Consider the following 24,403-nt stretch of genomic DNA (forward strand, 5'->3'; position numbering starts at 1 on the left):
GAGAGTCGCAGTATAAGTGAGAATGTCGCCAGCATCGACATCAATAAAGGTGTTGTCTGGGATAGTGAAATTGAAAACTGTGTCTTCTGTTGCTTCTTTGTCTGCGATCGCTTGAAATACCTCTGGCGGATCGTTGACGTTGTTAACGGTGAGTACAAAAATATCACTGACTTTAGCAAAAGCAGTATCCGTAGCAGTAACTTTAATGTTGAGACTACCTACATTCTCATTTAAGGGAGTGCCACTAAAGGTTTTGGTAGCATCATTGAAGCTTAACCAACTCGGTAGAGACTCACCATTTTCGAGAGTCGCAGTATAAGTGAGAATGTCGCCAGCATCGACATCAATAAAGGTGTTGCCTGGGATAGTGAAATTGAAAATCGTGTCTTCTGTTGCTTGTTGATTAACAATTTCATTCGCCACCTCTGGTGGATCGTTGACGTTGTTAACGGTGAGTGTAAACACATCACTGATTTGAGCCAGATAAGTATCCGTAGTAGTAACTTTAATGTTCAAGCTACCCACATTCTCATTTAAGGGAGTGCCACTGAATGTTTGAGTAGCAGCATTGAAGCTTAACCAACTCGGTAGAGAGTCACCGTTTTCGAGAGTGGCAGTGTAGGTGAGAATGTCTTCAGGATCTGGATCTTGGAAGCTATCTGAGATTGTGAAGTTGAAATTTATGTCTTCTGGAATCTCTTTGTCTGCGATTTCCTTCACTAGCACTGGATTTTGGTTAACCCTGTAGCGTGCCACAGCAAAGTTATTGGCGCTTACTCCCGCGACTATTATCGTACCATCGTGTTGGGTAAGAGCATAAGCATTATCAGTAGTATTTATGCCGATATCAGTAGTGATAATGCCAGCAGTACCAAAGCTGGTGTCGAGACTACCATTGCTGTTGTAACGTAAAACAGCAAAGTTATTTTTACTCGAACCCGCCACAATAATTTTGCCATTAGCTTGCACGCTAACGCTATAGGCTATGTCAGTACCGCCCAAGTTAGTAATGACCTTGCCAGCAGTACCAAAGCTGGTGTCGAGACTACCATTGCTGTCGTAACGTACCACAGCAAAGTTATTATTACTCACTCCTACTAACAGAATCTTGCCATCGTCTTGTAGGGCAATGCTGTAGGCTATGTCAGTACTGCCCAAGTTATTAATAACCGTGCCAGCAGTACCAAAGCTGGTGTCGAGACTACCATTGCTGTTATAACGTACCACAGCAAAGTTATTATTACTCACTCCCGCTACCAGAATTTTGCCATCGTCTTGCAGAGCAATGCTTCTAGCAATGTCAGTACTGCCCAAGTTAGTAATGACCTTGCCAGCAGTACCAAAGCCGGTGTCGAGACTACCATTGCTGTTGTAACGTAAAACAGCAAAGTTACTATTACTCACTCCCGCTAACAGAATCTTGCCATCGTCTTGCAGGGCAACGCTGTAGGCTATGTCACTACTGCCCAAGTTATTAATAACCTTGCCAGCAGTACCAAAGCTGGTGTCGAGACTACCATCGCTGTTGTAACGTACCACAGCAAAGTTACTACTACTCACTCCCGCTACCAGCATCTTGCCATCGTCTTGCAGGGCAATGCTGTAGGCTATGTCAGTACTGCCCAAGTTAGTAGTGACCTTGCCAGCAGTACCAAAGCTGGTATCGAGACTACCATTGCTGTTATAACGTACCACAGCAAAGTTACTAGTACTCACTCCTGCTACCAGAATCTTGCCATCGTCTTGCAGGGCAATGCTGTAGGCTATGTCAGTGGTATTAGTACCAATATCAGTAGTGACTTTGCCATCACTATCAAAGCTGTCATCAAGAACTACAGGTAGAATTGAAGCGTAGGCTGTTATTACTTCTTGCCCAAACGCTAAACGAGGAACAATAGGCGCTGTAGAAACCTCCAGTTCCCAATCACCACCTAATGCAGCACTCCCTGTTAAGTCGTTAGAGGCCGCTACTACTGCACCTGTCAATTCGCTCAGACAGCGTATAAACAATACACCTGACTCGTTTTGAGCGACTTTGCAACCATACAGCAGTAGTTGTGCATCTTCACCCAAAGCATTTGCCCAACCCATAAGTTGGGCTGCGTAATGATTGAGTGTTTCGTTGTTGAGTTGACTGTTTCCCAAATAGATGCACCCAGGTGCGCCGTGGGAAACAATGTGCAGACTATTGACTCCCTGATGAGACTCCAGCACTTGACTAATTTGCTCAATGCCATCTTGGTTGGCATCTAAGACTACAACTGAGGTATCTGGTAATACACCCATTACCAAACTTTGGTAGTCATCAACTTGTGGGTCAATAAAAACTAGACGATTAGGATACAAGTCTAAAGTTGGTTTAATATTAATGCTGTTAGATATTTTGTGTATAGTAAAGTTTTTATTGATACTATGCTTTATCATAATTGTCCAAGAGTAAATCCCTGATATTCAGCAAAAATGAAACTTTTTGCCGATCATTTCTTGTAGTTGCTTTCACTTTCAATGTAGGAATAAAATAAATCCTTTCCCTCGGTAAATCCACCAGTTTAATTAATGAAGATTTAGAAATTTTGGGGATAGAAAGTAGCTGAAACTTTTGATAAAAAAACTCAGTACACATTTATATCCGAGTTGCATATTTGCGGGATGATTTAGCAACGTCCAAAAATTTCCCCCAGTTTCCCTTGCTTGCCTCAATTCATACCACTGTTCTGCAATGCCCTATTCCCAGATTTCCTGTTCCCTCCCTACACAAGTAAGTTCAGGAATCAAATCGGATTCCTATATGATCCGGTAAGTATCGTCTAAATGAAGAGAGATTTATGACGCAAACAATTTCAATTAACGACTCTGGGCGCTTGCAACTCACGCCGCTAGAAATCCCATCCCGTCTGCTGTTGGGGCCAGGGCCATCTAATGCCCATCCCACAGTTCTCCAAGCGATGAATACTTCACCCGTTGGGCATCTTGACCCAGCTTTTCTCGCACTCATGGATGAAATTCAGTCGTTGCTACGGTACGTATGGCAAACAGAAAACTCACTTACCATTGCAGTCAGCGGTACAGGGACAGCTGCAATGGAAGCAACCATTGCCAATGCTGTAGAACCCGGTGATGTAGTTTTAATTGGTGTAGCTGGTTACTTTGGTAATCGCCTTGTGGATATGGCTGGACGTTATGGCGCTGATGTGCGAACCATTACCAAACCTTGGGGACAAGTTTTCAACTTAGATGAACTCCAAACCGCCTTAAAAACTCATCGTCCAGCTATCTTGGCTCTAGTTCATGCCGAAACTTCCACCGGCGCACGTCAACCCTTGGAAGGGGTCGCTGATTTGTGTAGTGAATTTGGCACTTTGTTATTAGTGGATACGGTGACAAGTTTGGGCGGTGTCCCTTTGTTTTTGGATGCTTGGGGAGTTGACTTAGCCTATAGTTGTAGCCAAAAAGGGTTAGGTTGCCCGCCTGGTGCTTCTCCTTTTACAATGAGTGCGCGTGCAGTTGAGAAATTGCAACAGCGGCAAACGAAAGTTGCAAACTGGTATTTAGATATGTTGTTGCTGGGCAAATATTGGGGTGCTGAACGCACCTATCACCACACAGCACCCATTAATTTATACTATGCATTGCGGGAAGCACTACGTTTGCTTGCAGAAGAGGGATTAGCAAATTCCTGGCAACGGCATCAAAAGAACGTAGAATATCTCTGGGAAGGTTTAGAGAATTTAGGACTGAGTATGCACGTTGAGCAAGAGTATAGGCTGCCAACCCTTACCACTGTCCGCATTCCAGCCGGAGTAGATGGTAAAGCGATCGCTCGGCAGTTACTCAATGAACATAATATTGAAATTGGCGGTGGTCTTGGCGAACTCGCTGGTAAAGTGTGGCGCGTCGGATTGATGGGCTTTAATAGTCGAAAGGAAAGCGTTGACCAACTTTTAGCAGCACTACGGCAGGTTTTACCTAAGTAGTTTTGATGCAATTTGGTGCGTTAACGGTAGCTTAACGCACCTGATACAAAAGGCGATCGCGCTATAGCATTGTTTGAGAATTGAAGAAAAGCTGATACGCTACAGTTGTATTTGCTGTTAATTACTTTTTCTATTTATTCCATCAGCCACATTGTTCTCCCAAGTCTCATGACCTTGTGACCATATCTCCATTATTCGATTGGAAAATTGACAAATTTTTTCCTCTTCATTTGTTATTTGTGAATAAACACCAGCAGCTTGTAAATATAAAAACTTTTCTACTTGTAGCTTTTGTTCTACCCCTCGTGAGTGTACCCAGACTTTCTGAGAGGCTGTTTGAGTTAACAATGTGGTAGAGAGGGTAGCAAGCCCACTAATAATTGGAACAGCCCAATTTAATTGCTCAATCTTTTTACTTGCAGCGATCGCAGAAAGAATAGTTACAGTTGCAGCAAGAAAAATACTTGAATATTTGAGTCCCTGAAACCAACGTTTTTGTTCAAGAGCTTCCTTTTTAAAATGCTGGATCAGGCGTTCGCATTCCTCGATGGATTCCTTCTGTTTTTGTGATAAAGCTCGTGGGAATATATCTGTTAAGTCTTTCTCACTATCCTGTTTGTTGAGGTTAACTATCTGACTTTCTTCTGGCATTTTTTTTGCTAATAGTAAATATCAAATTGCACATTTTGAGTTTCATCAGTTTTAACCCATCAGCTTATTTCTTCCAAGGTAATTTAGTCCCCATTTCAGTTAATGCTGAGAAGATAAGATAGAGAATGAGTAACCCAGCAGCAGCAAAAAAAGCGAGTAAATCGTTATCCATAAATGGTATTCGCTAAAACTTCGCTAATCATAGCGGAATCATCTAATCTTTACCATTTTTCTGAGTCTGCAATCTTTGATCTTCTGGGTGCAGACTGTACCAGCCATACCAGTGACGAACTGCTAGCCAAACCGCTGAAAGCAAACCCGCCAAACTAAGGGTTAGTCCGCTAAACGGTATTAATAATCCAAAAATAGGTAGCACTGCTCCAGCAATAGTGGCGACGATCGCAGCCAAGGAAGCACTGCGGCTAGCTCCCAATCCCCATGTTAAAATTAGTAAAATGATGGAAATTAAAGTCCAAGCCAACTGAGCATTGATAACGCGAGCTAGATAGGTCAAAGTCAACAGACAAGCAAAGAAAATACTACCAGCGATCGCAATATTTCTGAAACTCATTGGCAGTGACAAATATAACAACAATATCCACCACAAAAATATTGCTGGTGCGAGTAATAAAAGACGCGGAATAACCCCCGTATGACGAATAGGTTCGGTGTTGGTAAAAACTCCAAATGGATTTTTGACTGAAACATTATCGTCAAATTGCCAAGTAAATTGCGTACTGCGTCCGTCAGATTTAATCTCATCAGGTTCAATACCACTGGCAAAATTAGCCGGAGCAAAGTTAGCAATTGCTATGAGGCGGAAGTTAGAAAGCAACTGTCCCGCTGAACTATAAACCCAGCGAGGCCCACCTCTAGCCTCATAGGTAACTCGAAAGGTGGTTTCTTCCCCTGGTTGCAGCCGGAAGGGAAAACCATAGTCTCCCGGATTGGTTTGTTGTAACCTAGTCCCGTCACGCTCGATTTTGTAGCTCTTAAGCAGTATGGAGCCGTTGGGTGGCGGTGCTTCAAAGAAAAAATTATTAATATCCTTAAGTTGATTAACTACTTTATAATCGGCAGTATAATTTGCCCGATAAATTGAGCTACGACCTGGAACATCTACGCTTTGGTCAAGCTTGACTTGAATTTGCGAACCAGCCAACGTCATGAAGCGGGCGATCTCTCGTGTTTCATTTACCTTGACTATTTTGCCATTGACTTGGGTGTTATAGGAGTATGGCTCTTGAATCGAGTAGCGGACTTGCGGGGCAGATTGTTCGAGCTTTTCACCTGCGACACTTTCAGCCACTTGAGCCACCTTTGTTTGTTCCCAGTAGTGATAGCGATTGCTCAAAGTTGAACAGAGAAAAAATCCCGGAACTAACAGGACTAATACTAGAGTTAAATGCTGTAATCCCCGCAGCAGTTGGGAATAACGAACAGCCCATTCGCCAATGAATATAAATTGTTCCGGCTGGCTGCGACGCAGAGAAAAACTGATAAGTGCGATCGCAACTCCTAAAGCTACGACCAAAAATACTAAGAACAGTGAAGCTTTGAGCGCCTGGGTTCCAAATTGAACAAGCTCAACTGGATGCGTCAAATCGGGTAATCCGGGAATACCTTGAGCAGAAGATGACATTGGTTGATTTTTGCAGAATTTGGAGAACCAGACCAATAAAATCTCTTAAAAGTTTCTTGACAATAGTTTTATTTGATACCTAGACAGTTTAAATAAGTGCTGCGTTGGCGTAGGCATCCCTCTGTCACTGACTTTCTCGACTGTAACTTGTTATAAACACCAAAAACCCGGTTTTTCATGACCGGGTTTTTGAGGGAAAACAATGGGGATATATTCCCCGAAGGTTAGTTATAGAGGTTCAGTATAATATCGATGCTCTGATATTTACTACCACGCCATTGTTACCCATTCCGGAAAATTAGCTAAGAATTTTTGACTAGTCTTCTTTGATCTCCTAAAATACAGCAACCTACTGGTAACATCAGCGTGTAGGATTGATAAATATTAATTTTCCGGCTTTTGCTGATGAACAATGCATTTGGTAGCTGGCAAGAATGGCTAACAGTATTCACCTATCTAGGTTTTACCGTCTTCATTATCTGGCGCGTGTTTACCGCCGAGAAGAATTAAAAAAGCTGCATATCATCTCACCAGGGCCTTTTTGCTCAAAGGGCAAAATAGTTCCAGCTTGTTGAACCTTGACTCGTTCGCGACAATTGTAAACCTCTGTAGGTCTTTTTATGCCATCTACGCTAACAATTGCCTTGTATTCCCAATAATTTTTGGCACTTCGGCTGATACTGAGAATGCAAATCTGGTGGCGTAGACCGTCGTAGACAGTGTAATTGCGGCATACAGATGCAAAAGCCGGATGTACCACGGATAAAGGTAGTATTAATAGCAACAGAAATATTATGTATTTAATCCTGCTCATAAAAAATTGTTTAACATTATTTGGAAATATTATTAGATTTTTCAACCTTTTGAGTTGATTCAATTACTTTTCCTAGTTTGACGGACGAGAGATTACAACCCCATATCACACAAAGCATGAGTTAATTGAGAAAGTCAGATTACATCTGGCTGGGTTCCCACCATTTGTATCTGTAGTCTTATTTTAGAAAATTGATTTAACAACAAATGTGCAAAAAAAGTCAGTCGTAAGGACGATAAAATTGCAACCAAAAACAAATTTTGAGCAATCTGGGATTACACGCTGTTTTGCAGCAATACTGCTCTTTGGCCAAGTGTGGCTACATTTACTCCAAGGGAAAACCTACTATCGCAAGATTTTGCAACATCTTGTTACCGCTGGGCCAGGTTCTATCTCTCCAGTTCTCCTTGTCAGCAGTTTTGCAGGAATGATTTTTACTATTCAAACGGCGAGAGAATTAGTGCGATTTGGCGCTGTTGATGCAGTGGGAGGTGCTTTTGCCTTAGCTTTTTGTAGAGAATTAGCTCCAATTTTGACCGCTAGTATTATGGCGGGACAAGTCGGTTCTGCTTTTGCAGCGGAAATAGGTGCAATGCGAGTCACCGAGCAAATTGATGCACTTTATATGCTCAAAACCGATCCAATTGATTATCTAGTACTTCCTAGAGTAATTGCTTGTTGTTTGATGGTGCCTTTGATGACGATTTTGGCTTTAGTTACAGGCATCATTGGCGGAGTTTTTGCCGCATCAAAGTTCTACCAAATTATTCCCGAAACATTTTTAGAATCAGTCAGAAATTTTTTAGAACCGTCAGATTTGTTTATTATTTTGCTAAAAGGGTTTATTTTTGGAGTGCTGGTTGCTGTCATTGGCTGTAGTTGGGGTTTAACTACGAGAGGGGGAGCAAAGGAAGTAGGAGAATCGGCAACAAAAGCAGTTGTTACTAGTTGGGTATCAATTTTTGTTATGGATTTTTTCCTATCTCTACTGCTGTTTGAACAGCCTGCATTTTGAACCAAAAAAAGTATTGAAAAAACAAAATTCCCGACTTTTTAATAAGTTGGGAATTTCAGTTACAAAGGAAATTGTAGGTAAATAATACTGCTTCTAAAAGATTGACGTAACCCAACCCAGGCATCGCTTACTTTTTCGGGTATACTTCATCACGTTAACGGAATTTGGGAGTATATGAACTTGTAGATTAGCGCACCCAAAGCTAAACCTCCCAATGAAAAGATAGAGGCAGTCGAAAAAGCTAACCCTTCCCTAAGACCCGCTCTTTGAAAGTCTATCCTGACTAATATAGTCGCTGAAATGATAAGTAAAGTATCAAGAAATACCCGAAACCAGGCAATCATAATAAAGAATAAGAAAGCTGCTAAGACGGCAACGCCGAAAGCTCTGGTATTTGATTGCAGAAAAAGACTGTAGTAATACGTCATCTTCGGCCAAGGAGCGGTCAACGTTATGATTAAAAGCAAGATAGCAATTACAGTTGCCACCCACACAAATATAGGAGCACGTGTTTCTGATATTACCCAGCCCAAAGTACTGTAACTCAGCAGTACTAGTGCCAGGGACACCCAAGGAACTCTTTTCAAAATTGACATGGGTTTATATTTCTAGTATGGGGTTAAGGTCTTATCGCATAAATTAAGTGTAGTAACTCAAGACTTTATTTTGCTTGAGGACTTGCTCAGTTATGATGGTCATTCTCCCTTAACGATATCCCAGTATCAAAGGAGTTTTTTACGAGATGGAAGGAAATGAGACAAGAAACCAGAAGTTCTTACAGATAAAATTATGTAGATTTTGAATATATCGCTTAGACTAGTAAGTTTAGCATCATATTTTTATAGCTTCAATCAATAGACTTTTATGCTGTTCCCAAGAAAGCTAAACAAGTTTGTCGAAAATTGCGGTACAAAGTAGTTAAAGATTTGTAAACTGTTAGCAGCCGAGTAGCCGCGTGTCACATCTTGTTAAGGAATTATCATGAGACAACTTGTTATTGCTGAACGCGTATGCCTCATTGGTCATATCGCGTCAAAAGCCTTTGGACTGGTAGGGATGCTACTGGTAGTACCTAATGCTGAAATAATTTTCAACTTATCGCAGGTAGGAGAAACTGCCGTACAGTTAAGCATGGCTGGCGGCGGTGTAGTTGATATCATCTTAGGGACAGTAGCTGTCTCTATTTATGCCTACCGGACTTTGGGATTAGGAACTTGGCTAGCATTTATGCTACCAGCTATGTTTATCTCTTTGGGGAGTGAACTACTGGGAACTAGTACAGGGTTTCCATTTGGTGATTATAGCTACTTGAGTGGCTTGGGTTATAAAATTGGGGGGCTAGTTCCTTTCACAATTCCTTTATCTTGGTTTTATGTTGGGCTGTCGTCTTATTTAATTGCGAGAACTGGTTTGAAAGTGGCTCAAAAACCCAGTTGGGGTCGCCATATTGCTGCGATAGCCTTTGGTGCTTTGCTTTTCACTTGCTGGGACTTTGCCCTTGAACCGGCTATGAGTCAAACTTCTCTGCCCTTCTGGTATTGGGAACAACCAGGAGCTTTCTTTGGAACACCTTACCAGAACTATATAGGTTGGTTTGGTACTAGCGCTCTGTTTATGAGTGTGGCAGGATTATTGTGGAGAAATACCTCGATTAAATTAGAGCGATCGCAACTCAATCTGCCCTTAGTCGTTTATTTAACTAACTTTGCCTTCGCCGCCGGACTCAGCTTGGCCGCTGGATTCTCCATTCCTGTATTACTCGGTTTATTGCTAGGTGTGATTCCGGCTGTAGCGCTGTGGTCAAGGAGTTCAACTACATCTGCTCAAGTTACTGTTGAACCAGTAACCAAAGAAGTATCAGTAGCCAAGGTTGAAGTTGCCTTGAAATAAGCCTATTTGGGGACTGGGGACACTTCTCTACGAGAGGCTGCGCCAACAACAAGCTACTTCGACTGCGCTCAGTACAAGTCAGTGCATCGCTGGGGACTTAGGATTGGGAGGGGAGAAGGGAATAAACCAATACTCAATGCCCTATGCCCTATGTCCCATGCCCATTTATGTTGTATAGTCGCAATTTTAATTGTTAAGTATTTTGACAACAGTAGACAACGCTTTGATAGTGGAAAGCGCCATTTCTTTTTTATTGCTACTTATCCAAGTACCAGCAACGGCGATTCTGTTTTCGCGCCTGTTAAAGGGGCCAAGACGCCATCCTCCGATAGAACCCCAACAGCCGACACCTGAGCTTTTGGGTAGGGTTAGCATTGTTGTTCCCACACTGAACGAAGCGCTTCGCATTAGCCCTCTGTTGGCTGGTTTAAGTCAGCAAAGCTATGAAGTTCGAGAAATTATGGTTGTAGACAGTAAATCGAGTGATGGAACCCCCGATTTAGTCAAAGCCTCACAGCAGAAAGATCCGCGTTTTCGCCTGATGACAGATGATCCCTTACCCTCTGGTTGGGTGGGGCGTCCTTGGGCATTGCATAACGGTTTTCTATATAGCTCCGAGGCTAGTCAGTGGTTTCTGGGGCTGGATGCTGATATCCAACCGCATCCTGGTTTAGTTGTCGGTTTGGTGAAGACAGCCGAAGCACAAGGTTACGATTTGGTTTCTCTTTCACCCCAATTCATCCTCAAATATCCTGGGGAGTGCTGGCTACAACCAGCTTTGTTAATGACTTTGCTTTACCGATTTGACCCAGCGGGGATCAATACAGAGCAACCAGAACGAGTAATGGCAAATGGGCAGTGTTTTCTGTGTCGTCGCTCCGTTTTAGCTGCTGTAGGTGGTTATAGCAGTGCGAAGAGTTCTTTTTGTGATGATGTCACCTTGGCACGGAATATTGCTGTTCAAGGGTATAAGGTGGGCTTTTTAGATGGCGCAAAAGTGTTGAAGGTACGGATGTATGAAGGGGCGATGGAGACGTGGAAAGAATGGGGGCGGAGTCTCGATCTCAAAGATGCAACTTCTCGCTCTCAGTTGTGGGGAGATTTATGGCTACTCACATCTGTTCAAGGTCTACCCCTTTTAATTGTCTTGACTTTTTTGTTGATGTCTCCCCCACTCTCATATTCGCCCACTCCCCCACTCCTGCTGCTGGGACTGAATTTATTCCTGTTGGTGATTCGCTTTGCCATGCTAATAGCGATCGCACCTTCCTACGATCGCACAAACGCTAAAGGCAGCTGGTTATTCTGGCTTTCCCCTTTGGCCGATCCCTTAGCTGTGCTACGAATCTTCTTATCTGCATTCCATACCCCGCACGAGTGGCGAGGACGCAAGTATAGTGCTGAGTTATGAGTTATGAGTTATGAGTTATGAGTTATGAGTTATGAATTTTCAACTCCTCACTCTTAACTCCTAACTCCTCACTCCCTACTCCCTACTCCCTCACTCCTCTTCCCCTCCTACTTGATCCCCACGTTCTAATTCCCAAAGAATTTGATTTCCTTCACGGCGTACCCGTGACACTATCCAGTTTCGCCAGCGCCATTGATCTCCACGACTGGTGACAGCGCTGGCGTGGACATCCATCAAGTCTGCTAACTCAGAACTGGTGATTAAGTAGCCTTTTTCAGAAATTTCGTCAGCTATACGCAAAGTTTCGACCAAGCTGCGGAGTTGCGAAACCCTCATTTCTGGCGGTTTTTCATCGGTTACGGCCGCAGTTGGCCCGGTTGATGGTTCCATAACGGTTATTTCTGGTGCAGAAGTACTGATTTTTTGCGGACTTTGGTTAGTTATTCTAGAGTTTTTTTCATAATCAGCTACTTTTGCTACATTTAGTTCATTTGTAGAAGGTAAAGATTTATAAAAATCTGTGGAAGATAATTGTTGTAGGGAAGGGGTTTTGCCACTAGCATATGTGCGAGCGATCGCATCACAACGTTCGTTACCTATGTTACCAGAATGTCCTCGGACGTGTTGCCATTTTACTTGTTGGGTATTGAGTTCATCTAAAATCTCTAAAAGGTCTTGGTTTTGGACGGGTTTACCATCTGACTTTTTCCAGCCTTTATTTTTCCAGCCTTTCACCCATTTGGTAACGCAGTTAATTAGGTATTCGCTATCGGTATGAAGGGTGATTGGTTGGGCTTGTTGAGATGTTTGCAGAAATTGAAGGGCGGCGATCGCAGCTTGCATCTCCATTTTATTATTAGTGGTATGAGGGGATGCATCGCCCATTTCGTGGATTGAGCCGTCGCTAAAGTAGACGACTACACCCCAACCGCCAGGGCCAGGATTCTTGATGCAAGCACCATCGGTGTATATGCTTTGAATTGTGGGTTGGGTGGACATGTTTAGGGTATCGAACCGCGAAGGCAAGAGTTATTAGCGGCGAATTTTTTAACAATATCCAGGCTATTATACTGATAAAAACTCTTAATTCTGACTCCTGACTTCGGAATTCTTCTTTAATCCTCATCATCAGGCAAATTTTCCATTTCTTCAGTAATTAGCGTCTGAAAATCTTCGTCACAATGATTATACAGATGAACCGCAGCAGCTAGGAGTTCTGCTAGAATTTCAGCTTGTTGGTTAGCAGTTAAACTAGTTAACTGTAACTGGTTAATTAAGGCTTGTACTTTCAGGCATTCTGTACCTAATTCAGCAATCAAGGTACTGAGGGTTGAATTGGTGACTGCAAGAGGGCGATCGCTAATTTGCATATTTTATTTATTGTCCCAATCTTTTACGCGCTTGTTGGATTGCCTTGTCAAAAGCACGAATCTCTTTTTCCCAATGCTTAATTAAACCTTCGTCAGGAAAACTCTTCTCTGATTCCAGTCTAATCTTTTCTTGATGTTCGGTAATTCTTTGAGCTAAAGATTCAATCGCCTTTTGATGGTGCTTCTTACTCATTACTCCGAACGATAAGCAACGCGGAGACTTTGGATTAAAATCACCAGAGATGCGATCGCCATTAACCCGCCCCAAAACCAGTAAGGTAAAAGCAAATATCGCTGCATTTGTGCTGTATCAGAAATTCCAAGGGAACCAGCAGAACTACTAAATAGATAATCGAGTTGATGGTACGTACTTACACAAGCTTGTACACCCAGAAATTGAATGACAAACCCTTGCGCCCAGCGAGGTGCTTTCAGGGAAATACCTAAGATTATTAAACCTAGTAAGGGAATTGCCACCAATCCAAACCAGGAACGCACCCAAATTAATGCGGACAACAGCAAAAAACTTCCTAAAATTTTTAAACTTAGAGAAGCTGCTGTAAAACTGCGGGAAGCCAGAATCAAAGCTGCACCAGCAAGAGGCGGCCCCATTGGCCCAGCTGCGGCGATTATTGCCGGGCCAATTGGCCCCAATGACGACCGGAGTCCATAAGTTGCGACACCGGAACCATTGCTAAAAATCTGCAACTTCTGAAACTGTCCCCCTAATAGCAGTGCCATTAAGCCGTGACCCATTTCATGAAACCAAGTTGCCAGAATTGTAAATGGGTATAAGATATAATCCCCTCCTGGTACTTGCCACAATAAAGCAGTTGCGATCGCTGCTGCAACTAGCCAGGTAAGCCCCATACGTTCAACAACTGGCGGGGCTTCTTTAGCGAGCAAGCTTTCAAAATTTTTACTTGGTTCCCTCATAGGTCACTAATTGGCAGTGTATTTCCATCCATCCTAGTGTAATTATTAAGGTAATGGAGTTGCTGGGCTATGTAATAATTTGCACATCGAAGCGACGGCTGTCAACTATGGCGCTATCAATAACAACATAGTTATCCGTCGCTTGTCTGATGCAGTTCATTTGTTGCTCCTCCAAAATGGATGTCGGAGGATGGGCAGAAAATACTTAGACTGATGTCACAATTGATTGAGAATCAGTTAAGCAAGTTGAAAGAGGAATGTCATCAAGTCTCCTTTACCCAAGCTGATGCGATCGCCTGGTCGCAAGCGATGACGGTTCCCTGGTAAAAGTGGCAAATTATTAACATAAGTGCCATTAGAACTTCCCACATCCTCTACATAATGGGCATCTCCCTCGACGCGAATATCTGCATGAATCCGCGAGACAATTTCGGAATTAGGAAATCCTGAAACATCTATATCTGGAGGAATCCGGTCATTGGGCTTGCCAATATGAATCACAGAGAAATTTTGCGGCAATTCAATTAAGCGATCGCTTTGAACGTGGAGTAACCGCGCTGTAACCTGCTGCAATTGCGTTCTGGCAGCAGTTGCAGTTGGTGCTGGTGCTGCTGGCGAGGGTGCTTCGGCTTCAGAAGCTGGTACTGGTTCCACAGGTGGTGGAGTCGGAATACTACTTTGTCCAGAGACTACGGGTTGAGCTACAACGGTTGACACAGGTTCTGGAGGGCTGCTTTCTGCAACAGGCATCTGTGGCGTAGGTTCTGGGGGAACTGCCATCTCTGTTGGTGGTAAAGATGATTCGGGAGGATGGGAGTTAGTAGAACCGCTCATTCCCAAAGCATCTGGTTGTAAAAGTTCTAACAATGGATCGGGTGGAACTAACGCTGGCACTTCCACGGGAATATCGGGAGTGACTGTTGTAGCTACTGCGGGATGAACGTGTGGAACTCCTGCGGAGTGAAGGTTATAGCCACACTGACCGCAGAATGCAGCATCTGCCTGCACAGTTGCCCCACAACTGGGACAATTAGTAGTCGCAGGTAACGGTGTATAACAAGCTTCACACTGAACAGCGCCGTCAGGGTTGGGATGATTGCAATTAGGGCAGACGATCATCGATATTTAGCCTTTGTTCAAGATCATCATAAATATAGGTAGGACTGGCAAGCAGAGGGCGGCCCTAGCTTTAGATTCTAGCAATTACTGCTAATGGAACAATGAATTGGACACTCTTACATGGGGAAGGGGAGCAGCACTTCGGTTACGCTCAGTGACCGAGAGGGGCAGAGGAGCAGAGGGGCAGGGGAAATGAATAGTAACTCCTAACTCCTAACTCCTAACTCCTAACTCAGCACTCAGCACTCCCGATTGTTCAATGTTGAAGTTCCAAACCTGCTGCCGCATCCAGCAGCCACCAAAGTTCTCCTTGGGGCTTAATTAAACGGGATGGGTAAGTGAACTCATCGGCTACAGGTGCAAAGACTTGCGCTAAAGCTGGTCGTTTATTAGCACCAGCAACCAGAAAAATCACGCTACGAGCAGAGTTGATGAAGGGGTATGTGAAACTTATTCGGGGGTTTCCGTCTTTGTTACCCACTGTCACGAGGCGATCGCGTACTTTAAGAGCCTCTGTGTGGGGAAACAAAGATGCGGTGTGTGCATCATCACCCATTCCTAGTAATACTACATCCAAGGGAGGAAACTCGACCCCAGAAGAATTGAAAAATTCTTGGAGATGTTGTTCATACTTGGCAGCAGCCAGTTCTGGATTGGCTTCTAAAGTTGGTACGGGGTGAATGTTAGCCGCTGGGATGTCAACGCGATCTAGCCACGCTCGACGCGTCATCAGTTCATTGCTATCGGGGTGATCTGGTGGTACGTAACGCTCATCTCCCCAGAATATATGAATTTTATCCCAAGGCAGTTTTTGAGTAGCAATCGCTTCGTATAACGGTTTAGGTGTACTGCCGCCCGATAAAGCGATAGTAAACCGCCCCCGCTGCTCAATGGCAGTTTTTAACTTAGACAGAATTAATTCTAGCGCTCGTGCAACCAGCGCCGGCTGATCCGGTAGAACTTCAACGGTTTTGTTCATGGCTTCATCATCATATTGCTGGCTTCCAGCAATACAATACCGAACTTATTACAATCTCCCTTTTTAACTTTTGAAACATTTAACATCGTGGATTAAGTAGACTGGAAAATATAGACCCTCCCTATCACCTTTTACCGTAAGTTGTCAGTAGTGTGTCGTACTAACTACTAACCACTTTGATGATTATTTTTATTTACATCCAGTTACTTGATACTTTGTTGATTAACGCCATAAAGGATACGTTTATTAATTCTTATTAAAAATTAATAAAATTAATCGATCGCAAACAACCCTTCCCAATTAGGGATCGCTTCACGTTGGGCAATTAACAATTCTTGAATTCCTTTTTGGGCAACATCTAGCAGTTGATCCAACTGAGTACGGCTAAAGCAGCCTTCTTCGGCTGTTCCTTGGACTTCAATGATTCCCAGATGTTGATTCATCACCACATTAAAATCTACTGTTGCAGCCACATCTTCGATATAATTTAGATCCAAAAATGGCTCTCCCTCCAGTAATCCTACGGAAACTGCTGCTACCTGTCCACACAAAGGCGATCGCTCCAACACGCCCTCTTGCAATAATTTAGAAATCGCATGAGCCAACGCCACAAACGAGCCTGTGATTGCTGTTGTCCGAGTTCCGGCATCTGCTTGCAGTACATCAGTATCCACAGTCAGCGTGCGTTCTCCCAGTGCCTCAAAATCCACTGCTGCGCGTAAGCTACGTCCAATTAGACGTTGAATTTCTTGCGTCCGTCCAGATAATTTCAATAATTCCCTTTCTTGGCGTTTTTGGGTAGCAGATGGTAACATTCGGTACTCAGCAGTTAACCAGCCTTTACCAGTTCCTTCGAGAAACTTCGGAACTCCCTTATTAACGCTAACAGTACAAAGTACCTGAGTATCACCGCATCTTGCAAGAACAGAACCGGGGGCAAAGCGGGTGAAACTGGGGTGAAAGCTAATCGGACGTAGTTCGTAGGAAATCCGACCGTCAGGACGCTGCCAAGCCATTGGAATTGCCTCAAGTTTTACAATACTGCCTTAAGATTACCTTAGTGTTGTAAATCATCTGTTTTGGGCATTGGGCACAAGAGGCAGAGATGCGGGGGGGCAGAGGGGAAAAACTTACTGAACTTCTCCTCTGCTCCCCTGCTCCCTGCTTCTCTTCTAAGGAACTGAAAGCAGTGTTAAAATATTTTGCTGTACCATTTCTGGTGATTGGTCGCCGTTGATGGTCAATAAACAGCGACGACGATCGTAATATTCTAGGATGGGAATGGTGCGATCGTAGAATAATTCTACACGGCGCTGCACGATTTCTGGTTGGTCATCTGGTAGCGATCGCCCCAAGGATCGACTAACCATAACTGCTTCCGGGACTTGGAGATAAATTGCCCAATCTAGCTTTTGCCCTAAATCATCCAATAAAAAATCTAATTCTTCAGCTTGAAAGGCAGTACGGGGATAGCCTTCTAACACCCAATCGCAGTTAATATCTGGTTGTCTGAGGCGTATTCGGATCAATTCAACGATCATTTCGTCTGGAACTAACTCCCCTTTTTGCATGTAGGGCCGTGCGTGGTAGCCTAGTTCACTCAAGCTAGCGTAAACAGAAAGAGAAGTCCGAGGATCGGCTTCCAACCATCGAAATTCCGGCAGGGGCTGATTGCCAGATATTGCTTCTCGTAAAATCTCACCTGTGGAAATCAGAGGAATATCAAAGTATCTGCAAAGCCTTTGTGCTTGAGTGCTTTTCCCCGATCCTGAACCTCCCAGAATCACCAATCTCACAACGATTTACTCCTCATCCTGTCAAATTCACTACTAGCTAAGTCTGTTTTGCCCAAACAACCGACAAATCTAACATTTAGCGATTTTTAAGCGTTGTGCCTAGCTTTTTTGAATAATTGGAACTAAAAATTTTATGTTTTCATTTTTACAACTCATTACAGAGAAAAGACGAAAATTTACAGCAGTTAGCGGTTTTATACACTATATCTAGAGACGTTACATGCAAAGTCTCTACAGGCTTTCGGGTTTTGTCTATGTACTTCATTTGCTTGAAATCTGCTGTAAATCAAACAGGACTCTTGACTTCAATACAAACCTAGTGTTTGACTAAGAATGCAATTTGCCAAATCCACCACACCTGTGAAAAACAGATTGATTATACAGGCAAATTTATCAATTTCACCGTCAGTAATAACCCCTTACTTATTGTATTTTTTGAACTTAACTTTATGGTTGCCCAGCTAGAAACTCAAAGTATCAATTCAACCCTAACCCTACCATATCCAGTTGAAGGTCTAGTGCAAGTTTTCACTAGCTCGCATCGTAACTTTTTTACGGGCGTGATGGCTCAATCACTGAGAATAGCTGGACAAGGAACGCCAGTATTAATAGTACAGTTTCTTAAAGGAGGTATTCGCCAAGGGCAAGATCGACCTATACAATTAGGACAAAATTTAGATTGGATTCGCTGTGATTTGCCTCGTTGTATCGATACACCACATTTAGACGATACAGAAAATCAAGCCTTACAAAAGCTGTGGCAGTATACACAACAAGTTGTGTGTGAGAGTAAGTATTCTCTCGTGGTGTTAGATGAGTTAAGTTTAGCGATTAACTTTGGTTTAATTCCTGAAACGGAAGTTTTAGCGTTTCTGGCAAAACGCCCTCCCCACGTTGATATTATTCTCACAGGGCCAGAGATGCCAAAATCTCTTCTTGATGTAGCAGATCAAATTACAGAAATCCGCCGGAGTTATCGACCTTAAACAAAATACTCAGTTCGTGCTAATATATCGAGTCGGTTGGAATTAACGTTAGCAGCGAACTTGTGATTAAGAACGATATCTGGATTACTGAAATGGCTCAACAGGGTTTGATTTCGCCCTTTGAGCCGAGCCTAATACGTCACCTTGAGAATTTACCTGTAATTTCATTTGGTCTTAGCAGCTTTGGCTATGACATCAGGCTATCACCAGATGATTTTCGCATTTTTAGGCATATTCCAGGCACTGTAGTAGATCCTAAGAATTTTAATCCTGAAAACTTGGAGCGAACAGAACTCCATACAGATGTTAATGGCAAATACTTCATTCTGCCTGCCCACTCCTATGGGCTTGGGGTTGCCCTTGAAAGGCTGGAAATACCAGATAATATTACAGTAATTTGTATAGGTAAAAGTACTTATGCTCGTTGTGGAATAATTGCAAATGTAACTCCAGCCGAAGCTGCTTGGCGCGGTTATTTGACACTAGAGTTATCCAACGCTTCTAGCGCTGATTGCCGCATTTACGCCAGTGAAGGAATAGTACAGTTGATGTTTTTGGAAGGAGAACCATGTGCTGTAAATTATGAAGCACGCCAGGGTAAGTATCAAGACCAGCTAAAGGGTGTAACTCTAGCTAAGGTTTAAGCGTCAAAAGAATTATTTAATTTTCTCTCTGCTTTCTTTAGGAAGTGTCTGTATTTCCTGTTTACCTAAAGGCTGCACAATTTGAACTATAGTTAAAACTATGGTTGCAATAGTTAAGATAATAGTAAAATACGTCTGATTTGTCTCAATAAAATCTCTAACTCTACTTAATAAATCCTTTCTAGAGTTTCCGGCAATTTTTTTAGCGTCTTTTGTATAAGGAATAACTCCTTCCCTGACATCAAGTACATAGAGCGTACAAAAATCTTGTCCTTTCTTAAGCTGAACTGTTCTTTTGCCTAAATTGAAAACTGTGATAGAAAGTTTTCCTTCATATCCAGGGTCTATCTTTGATGAGGTGTTAGATAACCCATCTTGCAGAAGAGATACTTTTGGAACTACATGGCCAAATCTAGATTTGGGAAATTGAACTGATTCAACTGTCTCAATAATGACGGCAGAACCTGGTTGAAGAGATATTGTGCCATTCTCCAACAGATCAGTTTTACCGGAGTCTCTATGATCTCTGTATTCATTACCAACTCTTAAATCATAGCTGGCATTGCTAGACTTCGTATTATGAATTTGTTTGATATTGAGATTCTGTATAAAAATTACATCTCCTTCAAGACCACCAGCTCTCTCGTACTCTTCCCTGGTCTCTACTACTGTTCTATTACTACCATCCAATATAAATGGGATAACACTCATTGTTTTGCTGCTTATGAAATAGTGTAATTTATTATACTCTATCCCCTTTCCTAGATACTCAATTATTTAAGGTACTAATTTTACCTTACCTAGATGCTGCTTTTTATACCATTGTGCGATCGCTCCAAATCATACCCAAAAATTAGAGTGCGATCGCAGCAAAAGAGCAACCTTTTTGTCTGATGAGGATTCCTACAAGCTCAATGTAATATCATCACTTGCCACTATCAAGATTAAAGGGTTGTACTTCTCCCTCATCGTTTATTAACGTTACAGAACTAGGTGCTAAAGATTCCAGTAATCCACTAACTTGAATTATCAACGGCACCAAATAGTCTGGACGCGTACTAAGTGTATCCAACACTAAAACTCGGAGTGTAATAACTCGAAAATTTTGCTGATATGGTAAGTTCTTGTCTGAGGTAACAAACACATCAAAAGGATGTCTATCTGCTAAAGCCAAAAGTTCCTTATCTTTGACACCACGCCAACCCATATCTTCTACATTTTGCACTGAATGTCCTGCATCTATAAACGGCTTCTTCAACTTCTTACTCAGGAGATTTTCATCCAGCAGAATCAGCATAAATAATTTGCTCCTGATTCAGCATTGCTTTTGCAATCACCTCCAAAATTTGCAACACCTGAGTTTGCAAATGTGGAAAATCTTCTAAGAATTCGGTTAAACCTGATTCACCTTTTAGATAGTCGAAAAAAGTCTGCAATGGAACCCGTGTTCCAACAAACACAGGAGTTCCACTCATAATATCTGGATCGGAGGAAATAATTCGTCGATCGCGTAGAACTTTTTGAATATCCATCGTCCTACAAAAGTCTATATGAGATAGTCAAAACCTTCATTTCATTCTAGCTCTAAAGCAGGATTTGGAGCGATCGTTTTATCCTACAAAACATTCCGTAAATCTTGAATTGTATTGGCTACAACAATCCTGCGTAAAATCTCTTTCAATTGCTCTAAGTCAGAAATTTGCGAAATTTGCGACATCAACTCCAATCCATCGCTACCAAATTTCGCTTCTAAACTTGTTTCGATGCTAGAGATTATTCCACGTACTTCTCCTCGTGCTTCTCCTCGTGCTTCTCCTTCTGCTTCTCCTCGTGCTTGCCCCTCACGTAAAATTTCTTGATACCAAGGTGACTCTCTTAAGACTGTCATATCCCACCTCATGATTTCCTGAACTAAAGTACTTTCTAATACAAAGGTTGCAAAAAATGCCAGAACTGTCTCAAGTTGATTTAATTGCTCGTCAGCACGCAGCATTCGCAATGCTTCCCTAATTGTAGACTCGTTTTCTCCGCCTTTGAGAATCGGTACAAAGGGAAGCAGCGACGGTAACGGTGTTTCAAAAGCAATATTTACGTCAACTTCCCAGAGATTGATTACGCGGTAATCTTGAATTGCTCTTAAACCGATAAAATTTGATGCAAAGCTTGTAGGTATTTCACTGTTGCTGATTTTGAGAATGTTAATCAGTACAGGGTACGTTTGTAGTTTATATTTCTCTTCTGCAAGAGCCGCATAAGCACGCATCCGACGCGGCATTTCTGATGTGTGGCGTAATTGTAACTCATTGAGGATGAGAAATTTCCCGTATTGAGGACTTTCAGCCTGAATTACAACATCGCTTTGTCGGCTAATCCATTGGAATTCTGTATTTAAGATTTCGCCTGTAACAATGTCGGGAATTCCTGTCACCCATTTTGCCCAATTATTTGGTGCAAGGCTGATTAATTTTTTAGTGCTAATATCGACAGCTTTGTTCATCAAAAAAATAGATGCGATCGCCCTAAATAAAACCCAATAACTCCGAGGATAATCGCTTCGGCTTATCCTATCGTAAATTGTGTCAACTTTCAGCCATTATCTAAGGTGCTAACCTGGCTTTACCTAGACGCTGCTTTTCATACCATTGTGCGATCGCAGGTGCCCAATCTTCAAAATGAGGCCACATCATTTCACACAACTTTTGAATTTCCAGTTGAGCATCTTTCTTATTTCTCAGGTCACAAAAATGCAAGAAAGACCTTAAATTAAAACTAACTACAAAATGCTGCCGATAATCAAAAGGCACTTTGCCTCTAGCATGTTCTTCAGACATTCCCGCTTCAAAATCAGCTTTATATCGTTTAGCTGCTTCTAAACACCACTCCAAATCTGCTGTTCGTTGTTCTGGTGAATAGTGATACTTTTTGCCTTGTCTATCAGTGTAATAACCAACGGGACGTAGGTAAAAAACATCTTCTATGTCTTTCTTACCTTCTACTACATCAATAAATTGGTTGCCTGTATATCTAAAAGATTGCACATCAAATGATACAGAAACGCGATGAGTCCGCGCCTGCTGCATCACACTGTGAGGAAAGTAGCCACAATTGAAAACAATCTGGGGATGCTCTAAAGGCCCATAGTGTCCCCTCTCACCCGCTAAAAGCCGCTTAACAATAACTTCGCCGCTTTGTGACTCAGAAGGCCAGGAGTCGCGCTCATCAAACACAAACCCATCAGTATAATCCTGGTGCATCGCGGCATAAATCACCTGCTGCGGGTTTGGTGTTTTGGCAATAACCTCTACTCGAAATCGATGCATTAGCTGTTGGGGAATGGATTTGTGAGGTAGTTCGGTCTTGGGGGTTTCCCCCATGAGAAACTACCGTGATTGAAAGTGCTTACGCACAAGGAGCGGAGCCTGTTGCTTAGACATGGCTTTGAACTCGATTCATCATCATATCTTTTCTCTGGCTTGCTTGGACTACTACTTGATTAGATTAAGATACTTTACAAATATTAATAACTTTGTTACAGTTGTTTACATAAAGAGAAGACAGGGAAAAATCCATGCGTACAAGTACTGCTATCATTGACGACCAAGGCAAACTGAACAACTTTGCGATCGAGCCAAAAGTATATATAGATGACCAAGGCGATCGCACTGGTTTCACTCCCTATGCAGAAATGCTTAACGGTCGGTTAGCAATGATTGGTTTTGTCTCTCTCATAGCATTAGAAGTATTCACAGGACACGGTATTGTTGGTGTTTTGGCAAGTCTGTAAAAACTAATTTATTTAAAATAAATCTCAAAAAATGTAAGAGACGGTAAATTTACCGTCTCTTAATTTATGGAAAACTTAGTGTTAGAGTGAAATTGTCAGCTGACCGTTGCCGTCTAACTTGTGGCGGGCACTTCCCCAAAGTCGGCTTCCTTCCAGTGATTATCCTCTGCTTGTTGGGGCGCAAGTATTTCATCCCAGTAAAGATCGTGAACCGTAATTTTCTTTTCAATTGGTGCAACAGTCAACAGTGTTAACTGTCCCGGCACATCAGAATTATGTTTCATAATGGGCTTGATCTCCTTACCACTGAGAAATATGAGCTAACGCATGTTCAACACTAACGCGCTCAAGGAAGCAGGAAGCAGTTCGGGGGCTAATTCAAAAGCGAACGCGGCATCTTTGAGTACGTTAGCGTAGCTCACCGCAGGCATCGCTAATAAATTCATCTACCAATGTCAGACTAGATTGCTACCGCCCCTTTGGGGATGGTTAGCATGGAAAGCTGATGAGCAAGGTAGTTAATCTACTGTTCCAAGAATTGTGTAAAGTGATTCCCGTGACCTGATGTTAAAACCCTTCATCCAAATGAAGGGTTTTGAACCCTAAAGTTTCAGTTACCCTGAAATTGATATATAAAAGAGCAATTTTCAAATGACCATTTACTTTTATAAGGTTTGGCAGCCTTATGGCTGTTTTTCTAACTTTTCTCTCCACGGAATCCACATAGAGGGTGCTTACTGGCCAACGGTTGAGCATTATTATCAAGCGCAAAAGTTTGTAGGCAGCACAGATGCGGCAATTATACCTCTTATCCATGCTGCCACCACCCCGGAAGAAGCTGCCATCTTGGGAAGATGTAGCACTCGCCAACTCCGACGAGACTGGGATTTGGTTAAAACTCAAATTATGCGAGAAGCTGTACTCAAAAAGTTTCTCACTCATACTGATATTCGAGAAGTTCTCCTAAAGACAGGTGATGAGATTTTGGTTGAAAACTCCCCAACCGATTCTTTTTGGGGCTGTGGTGCTAATAAAAGCGGTCAAAACCATCTCGGTAAAACTCTTATGAGTGTGCGTGAAGAAATTCGTAATTTACTATCTTTAACGGTAATTTACGAATAATTTAATCAAAATAGTTACATTCAACATAAAGTCAGCAATTAAACGGGGAATAGTCAAATTCCCCAGCCAAAAATATTTTAAAAAATTACTAATAATTGAGTTATTGCTTTGAAGAAATTTTAATTAATTGAATTAATGGGCAAAAATGTTAAAAAAATATTTTTAATTTCAAGAAATTATTCCAGTTCTAAATTAAGTAAAATTACTGGAATAGTTTAATGATTGAGAATATAAAATTAGTAAATGTCAATGATAAAAAATTTATTAACT

Annotated in this window: 27 protein-coding genes; 8 read left to right on the forward strand and 19 right to left on the reverse strand. The window is 42.3% G+C overall.

Going from position 1 to position 24,403, the window contains the following annotated elements:
* Positions 1 to 2,424: DUF4347 domain-containing protein (locus tag ACM0OX_RS14060; RefSeq protein WP_414515539.1), on the reverse strand; the 2,424-nt coding region annotated here is incomplete at its 3' end.
* 401 nt (positions 2,425 to 2,825) lie between these two features.
* On the opposite strand from ACM0OX_RS14060, the gene ACM0OX_RS14065 reads away from it, so the two are divergent.
* Positions 2,826 to 3,974 carry an alanine--glyoxylate aminotransferase family protein gene (locus tag ACM0OX_RS14065; RefSeq protein WP_414515541.1) on the forward strand — a complete coding sequence of 383 codons (1,149 nt, stop codon included), beginning with the start codon at positions 2,826 to 2,828 and terminating at the stop codon, positions 3,972 to 3,974.
* Positions 3,975 to 4,091: 117 nt separating this feature from the next.
* On the opposite strand, the gene ACM0OX_RS14070 is transcribed toward ACM0OX_RS14065, so the two are convergent.
* The 3 genes from ACM0OX_RS14070 to ACM0OX_RS14080 form a co-directional block, all read right to left on the reverse strand.
* Entirely contained in the window at positions 4,092 to 4,625 is a 534-nt protein-coding gene (locus ACM0OX_RS14070; RefSeq protein WP_414515543.1) for a DUF4231 domain-containing protein, read from the reverse strand.
* 214 nt (positions 4,626 to 4,839) lie between these two features.
* Positions 4,840 to 6,267: a hypothetical protein gene (locus ACM0OX_RS14075; RefSeq protein ID WP_414515545.1), complete on the reverse strand. Its 1,428-nt coding sequence runs from the start codon at positions 6,265 to 6,267 to the stop codon at positions 4,840 to 4,842.
* 490 nt (positions 6,268 to 6,757) lie between these two features.
* Entirely contained in the window at positions 6,758 to 7,081 is a 324-nt protein-coding gene (locus ACM0OX_RS14080; protein WP_414515547.1) for a hypothetical protein, read from the reverse strand.
* A gap of 241 nt (positions 7,082 to 7,322) precedes the next feature.
* On the opposite strand from ACM0OX_RS14080, the gene ACM0OX_RS14085 reads away from it, so the two are divergent.
* The gene (locus tag ACM0OX_RS14085) at positions 7,323 to 8,096 is read left to right on the forward strand and encodes an MlaE family ABC transporter permease (RefSeq protein WP_414515548.1); all 774 of its coding nucleotides are present in this window, start codon (positions 7,323 to 7,325) and stop codon (positions 8,094 to 8,096) included.
* A 149-nt stretch (positions 8,097 to 8,245) separates the two neighbouring features.
* Here the strand turns inward: ACM0OX_RS14085 and ACM0OX_RS14090 are convergent, their stop codons facing one another.
* The gene (locus tag ACM0OX_RS14090) at positions 8,246 to 8,692 is read right to left on the reverse strand and encodes a hypothetical protein (RefSeq protein ID WP_292733172.1); all 447 of its coding nucleotides are present in this window, start codon (positions 8,690 to 8,692) and stop codon (positions 8,246 to 8,248) included.
* A gap of 385 nt (positions 8,693 to 9,077) precedes the next feature.
* Here ACM0OX_RS14090 and cruF point away from each other — a divergent pair, with 385 nt between their 5' ends.
* Positions 9,078 to 9,986, forward strand: coding sequence for a gamma-carotene 1'-hydroxylase CruF (gene cruF / locus ACM0OX_RS14095; protein ID WP_414515551.1), 909 nt, complete (start codon positions 9,078 to 9,080; stop codon positions 9,984 to 9,986).
* 202 nt (positions 9,987 to 10,188) lie between these two features.
* The gene (gene cruG / locus ACM0OX_RS14100; protein ID WP_414515552.1) at positions 10,189 to 11,397 is read left to right on the forward strand and encodes a 2'-O-glycosyltransferase CruG; all 1,209 of its coding nucleotides are present in this window, start codon (positions 10,189 to 10,191) and stop codon (positions 11,395 to 11,397) included.
* A 90-nt stretch (positions 11,398 to 11,487) separates the two neighbouring features.
* Here cruG and rnhA read toward each other — a convergent pair whose 3' ends face one another.
* The 8 genes from rnhA to ACM0OX_RS14140 all read right to left on the reverse strand — a co-directional run bounded on the left by rnhA (position 11,488) and on the right by ACM0OX_RS14140 (position 17,597).
* Complete coding sequence (gene rnhA / locus ACM0OX_RS14105; protein ID WP_414515554.1) at positions 11,488 to 12,396, reverse strand: ribonuclease HI; 909 nt, start codon at positions 12,394 to 12,396, stop codon at positions 11,488 to 11,490.
* A gap of 116 nt (positions 12,397 to 12,512) precedes the next feature.
* Positions 12,513 to 12,767 (reverse strand): hypothetical protein, encoded by a 255-nt coding sequence (locus ACM0OX_RS14110; RefSeq protein ID WP_292854786.1) that lies wholly within the window; start codon positions 12,765 to 12,767, stop codon positions 12,513 to 12,515.
* Positions 12,768 to 12,774: 7 nt separating this feature from the next.
* Entirely contained in the window at positions 12,775 to 12,960 is a 186-nt protein-coding gene (locus ACM0OX_RS14115) for a hypothetical protein (protein WP_229488400.1), read from the reverse strand.
* Positions 12,960 to 13,703 (reverse strand): M50 family metallopeptidase, encoded by a 744-nt coding sequence (locus ACM0OX_RS14120; protein WP_414515556.1) that lies wholly within the window; start codon positions 13,701 to 13,703, stop codon positions 12,960 to 12,962. The genes ACM0OX_RS14115 and ACM0OX_RS14120 overlap by 1 nt, the downstream gene beginning before the upstream one ends.
* 237 nt (positions 13,704 to 13,940) lie before the next feature.
* Complete coding sequence (locus ACM0OX_RS14125; RefSeq protein ID WP_414515558.1) at positions 13,941 to 14,822, reverse strand: FHA domain-containing protein; 882 nt, start codon at positions 14,820 to 14,822, stop codon at positions 13,941 to 13,943.
* Between the two features lie 256 nt (positions 14,823 to 15,078).
* Positions 15,079 to 15,801: a 6-phosphogluconolactonase gene (gene pgl / locus ACM0OX_RS14130; RefSeq protein ID WP_414515560.1), complete on the reverse strand. Its 723-nt coding sequence runs from the start codon at positions 15,799 to 15,801 to the stop codon at positions 15,079 to 15,081.
* 272 nt (positions 15,802 to 16,073) lie between these two features.
* Complete coding sequence (gene rph, locus ACM0OX_RS14135) at positions 16,074 to 16,817, reverse strand: ribonuclease PH (RefSeq protein ID WP_414515561.1); 744 nt, start codon at positions 16,815 to 16,817, stop codon at positions 16,074 to 16,076.
* Positions 16,818 to 16,973: 156 nt separating this feature from the next.
* Positions 16,974 to 17,597, reverse strand: a complete 624-nt coding sequence (locus ACM0OX_RS14140) for a nucleoside monophosphate kinase (protein ID WP_335010443.1) — start codon at positions 17,595 to 17,597, stop codon at positions 16,974 to 16,976.
* Between the two features lie 449 nt (positions 17,598 to 18,046).
* Here ACM0OX_RS14140 and ACM0OX_RS14145 point away from each other — a divergent pair, with 449 nt between their 5' ends.
* A complete protein-coding gene (locus tag ACM0OX_RS14145) occupies positions 18,047 to 18,583 on the forward strand; it encodes a P-loop NTPase family protein (RefSeq protein ID WP_414515617.1) in 537 nt (178 codons plus the stop codon).
* Between the two features lie 62 nt (positions 18,584 to 18,645).
* On the forward strand, positions 18,646 to 19,227 hold the full coding sequence (gene dcd / locus ACM0OX_RS14150) for a dCTP deaminase (protein ID WP_196515520.1): 582 nt from the start codon (positions 18,646 to 18,648) through the stop codon (positions 19,225 to 19,227).
* 12 nt (positions 19,228 to 19,239) lie between these two features.
* Here the strand turns inward: dcd and ACM0OX_RS14155 are convergent, their stop codons facing one another.
* The 5 genes from ACM0OX_RS14155 to thyX form a co-directional block, all read right to left on the reverse strand.
* Positions 19,240 to 19,938: a dCTP deaminase domain-containing protein gene (locus ACM0OX_RS14155; RefSeq protein WP_414515564.1), complete on the reverse strand. Its 699-nt coding sequence runs from the start codon at positions 19,936 to 19,938 to the stop codon at positions 19,240 to 19,242.
* Positions 19,939 to 20,152: 214 nt separating this feature from the next.
* Positions 20,153 to 20,524, reverse strand: coding sequence for a DUF5615 family PIN-like protein (locus ACM0OX_RS14160; RefSeq protein WP_292726487.1), 372 nt, complete (start codon positions 20,522 to 20,524; stop codon positions 20,153 to 20,155).
* On the reverse strand, positions 20,505 to 20,759 hold the full coding sequence (locus tag ACM0OX_RS14165; protein WP_292726485.1) for a DUF433 domain-containing protein: 255 nt from the start codon (positions 20,757 to 20,759) through the stop codon (positions 20,505 to 20,507). The genes ACM0OX_RS14160 and ACM0OX_RS14165 overlap by 20 nt, the downstream gene beginning before the upstream one ends.
* A gap of 83 nt (positions 20,760 to 20,842) precedes the next feature.
* Positions 20,843 to 21,724, reverse strand: coding sequence for an Rpn family recombination-promoting nuclease/putative transposase (locus ACM0OX_RS14170; protein WP_414515566.1), 882 nt, complete (start codon positions 21,722 to 21,724; stop codon positions 20,843 to 20,845).
* 100 nt (positions 21,725 to 21,824) lie between these two features.
* A complete protein-coding gene (thyX, locus tag ACM0OX_RS14175; protein WP_414515618.1) occupies positions 21,825 to 22,547 on the reverse strand; it encodes an FAD-dependent thymidylate synthase in 723 nt (240 codons plus the stop codon).
* A 248-nt stretch (positions 22,548 to 22,795) separates the two neighbouring features.
* Here thyX and ACM0OX_RS14180 point away from each other — a divergent pair, with 248 nt between their 5' ends.
* Positions 22,796 to 23,011, forward strand: coding sequence for a chlorophyll a/b-binding protein (locus tag ACM0OX_RS14180; RefSeq protein ID WP_335195003.1), 216 nt, complete (start codon positions 22,796 to 22,798; stop codon positions 23,009 to 23,011).
* 113 nt (positions 23,012 to 23,124) lie between these two features.
* On the opposite strand, the gene ACM0OX_RS14185 is transcribed toward ACM0OX_RS14180, so the two are convergent.
* Positions 23,125 to 23,295 (reverse strand): hypothetical protein, encoded by a 171-nt coding sequence (locus tag ACM0OX_RS14185; protein ID WP_414515568.1) that lies wholly within the window; start codon positions 23,293 to 23,295, stop codon positions 23,125 to 23,127.
* Between the two features lie 367 nt (positions 23,296 to 23,662).
* Between ACM0OX_RS14185 and ACM0OX_RS14190 the strand changes: the two genes are divergently transcribed.
* Complete coding sequence (locus tag ACM0OX_RS14190; protein ID WP_335159472.1) at positions 23,663 to 24,133, forward strand: NADAR family protein; 471 nt, start codon at positions 23,663 to 23,665, stop codon at positions 24,131 to 24,133.
* The last annotated feature ends 270 nt before the right edge of the window (positions 24,134 to 24,403 follow it).

Origin of the sequence: Nostoc sp. PCC 9305, assembly GCF_963920915.1 — a bacterium.
GTDB lineage: Bacteria > Cyanobacteriota > Cyanobacteriia > Cyanobacteriales > Nostocaceae > Nostoc.

What these genes read in the sequence shown, in the direction of transcription:
- ACM0OX_RS14065 (WP_414515541.1), top strand. Translation starts at nt 2,826, where the DNA reads ATGACGCAAACAATTTCAATTAACGACTCTGGGCGCTTGCAACTCACG.
- ACM0OX_RS14070 (WP_414515543.1), bottom strand. Translation starts at nt 4,625, where the DNA reads ATGCCAGAAGAAAGTCAGATAGTTAACCTCAACAAACAGGATAGTGAG.
- ACM0OX_RS14075 (WP_414515545.1), bottom strand. Translation starts at nt 6,267, where the DNA reads ATGTCATCTTCTGCTCAAGGTATTCCCGGATTACCCGATTTGACGCAT.
- ACM0OX_RS14080 (WP_414515547.1), bottom strand. Translation starts at nt 7,081, where the DNA reads ATGAGCAGGATTAAATACATAATATTTCTGTTGCTATTAATACTACCT.
- ACM0OX_RS14090 (WP_292733172.1), bottom strand. Translation starts at nt 8,692, where the DNA reads ATGTCAATTTTGAAAAGAGTTCCTTGGGTGTCCCTGGCACTAGTACTG.
- cruF (WP_414515551.1), top strand. Translation starts at nt 9,078, where the DNA reads ATGAGACAACTTGTTATTGCTGAACGCGTATGCCTCATTGGTCATATC.
- rnhA (WP_414515554.1), bottom strand. Translation starts at nt 12,396, where the DNA reads ATGTCCACCCAACCCACAATTCAAAGCATATACACCGATGGTGCTTGC.
- ACM0OX_RS14110 (WP_292854786.1), bottom strand. Translation starts at nt 12,767, where the DNA reads ATGCAAATTAGCGATCGCCCTCTTGCAGTCACCAATTCAACCCTCAGT.
- ACM0OX_RS14115 (WP_229488400.1), bottom strand. Translation starts at nt 12,960, where the DNA reads ATGAGTAAGAAGCACCATCAAAAGGCGATTGAATCTTTAGCTCAAAGA.
- ACM0OX_RS14120 (WP_414515556.1), bottom strand. Translation starts at nt 13,703, where the DNA reads ATGAGGGAACCAAGTAAAAATTTTGAAAGCTTGCTCGCTAAAGAAGCC.
- ACM0OX_RS14125 (WP_414515558.1), bottom strand. Translation starts at nt 14,822, where the DNA reads ATGATCGTCTGCCCTAATTGCAATCATCCCAACCCTGACGGCGCTGTT.
- pgl (WP_414515560.1), bottom strand. Translation starts at nt 15,801, where the DNA reads ATGAACAAAACCGTTGAAGTTCTACCGGATCAGCCGGCGCTGGTTGCA.
- rph (WP_414515561.1), bottom strand. Translation starts at nt 16,817, where the DNA reads ATGGCTTGGCAGCGTCCTGACGGTCGGATTTCCTACGAACTACGTCCG.
- ACM0OX_RS14145 (WP_414515617.1), top strand. Translation starts at nt 18,047, where the DNA reads ATGGTTGCCCAGCTAGAAACTCAAAGTATCAATTCAACCCTAACCCTA.
- ACM0OX_RS14155 (WP_414515564.1), bottom strand. Translation starts at nt 19,938, where the DNA reads ATGAGTGTTATCCCATTTATATTGGATGGTAGTAATAGAACAGTAGTA.
- ACM0OX_RS14160 (WP_292726487.1), bottom strand. Translation starts at nt 20,524, where the DNA reads ATGCTGATTCTGCTGGATGAAAATCTCCTGAGTAAGAAGTTGAAGAAG.
- ACM0OX_RS14165 (WP_292726485.1), bottom strand. Translation starts at nt 20,759, where the DNA reads ATGGATATTCAAAAAGTTCTACGCGATCGACGAATTATTTCCTCCGAT.
- ACM0OX_RS14170 (WP_414515566.1), bottom strand. Translation starts at nt 21,724, where the DNA reads ATGAACAAAGCTGTCGATATTAGCACTAAAAAATTAATCAGCCTTGCA.
- thyX (WP_414515618.1), bottom strand. Translation starts at nt 22,547, where the DNA reads ATGCATCGATTTCGAGTAGAGGTTATTGCCAAAACACCAAACCCGCAG.
- ACM0OX_RS14180 (WP_335195003.1), top strand. Translation starts at nt 22,796, where the DNA reads ATGCGTACAAGTACTGCTATCATTGACGACCAAGGCAAACTGAACAAC.
- ACM0OX_RS14185 (WP_414515568.1), bottom strand. Translation starts at nt 23,295, where the DNA reads ATGAAACATAATTCTGATGTGCCGGGACAGTTAACACTGTTGACTGTT.
- ACM0OX_RS14190 (WP_335159472.1), top strand. Translation starts at nt 23,663, where the DNA reads ATGACCATTTACTTTTATAAGGTTTGGCAGCCTTATGGCTGTTTTTCT.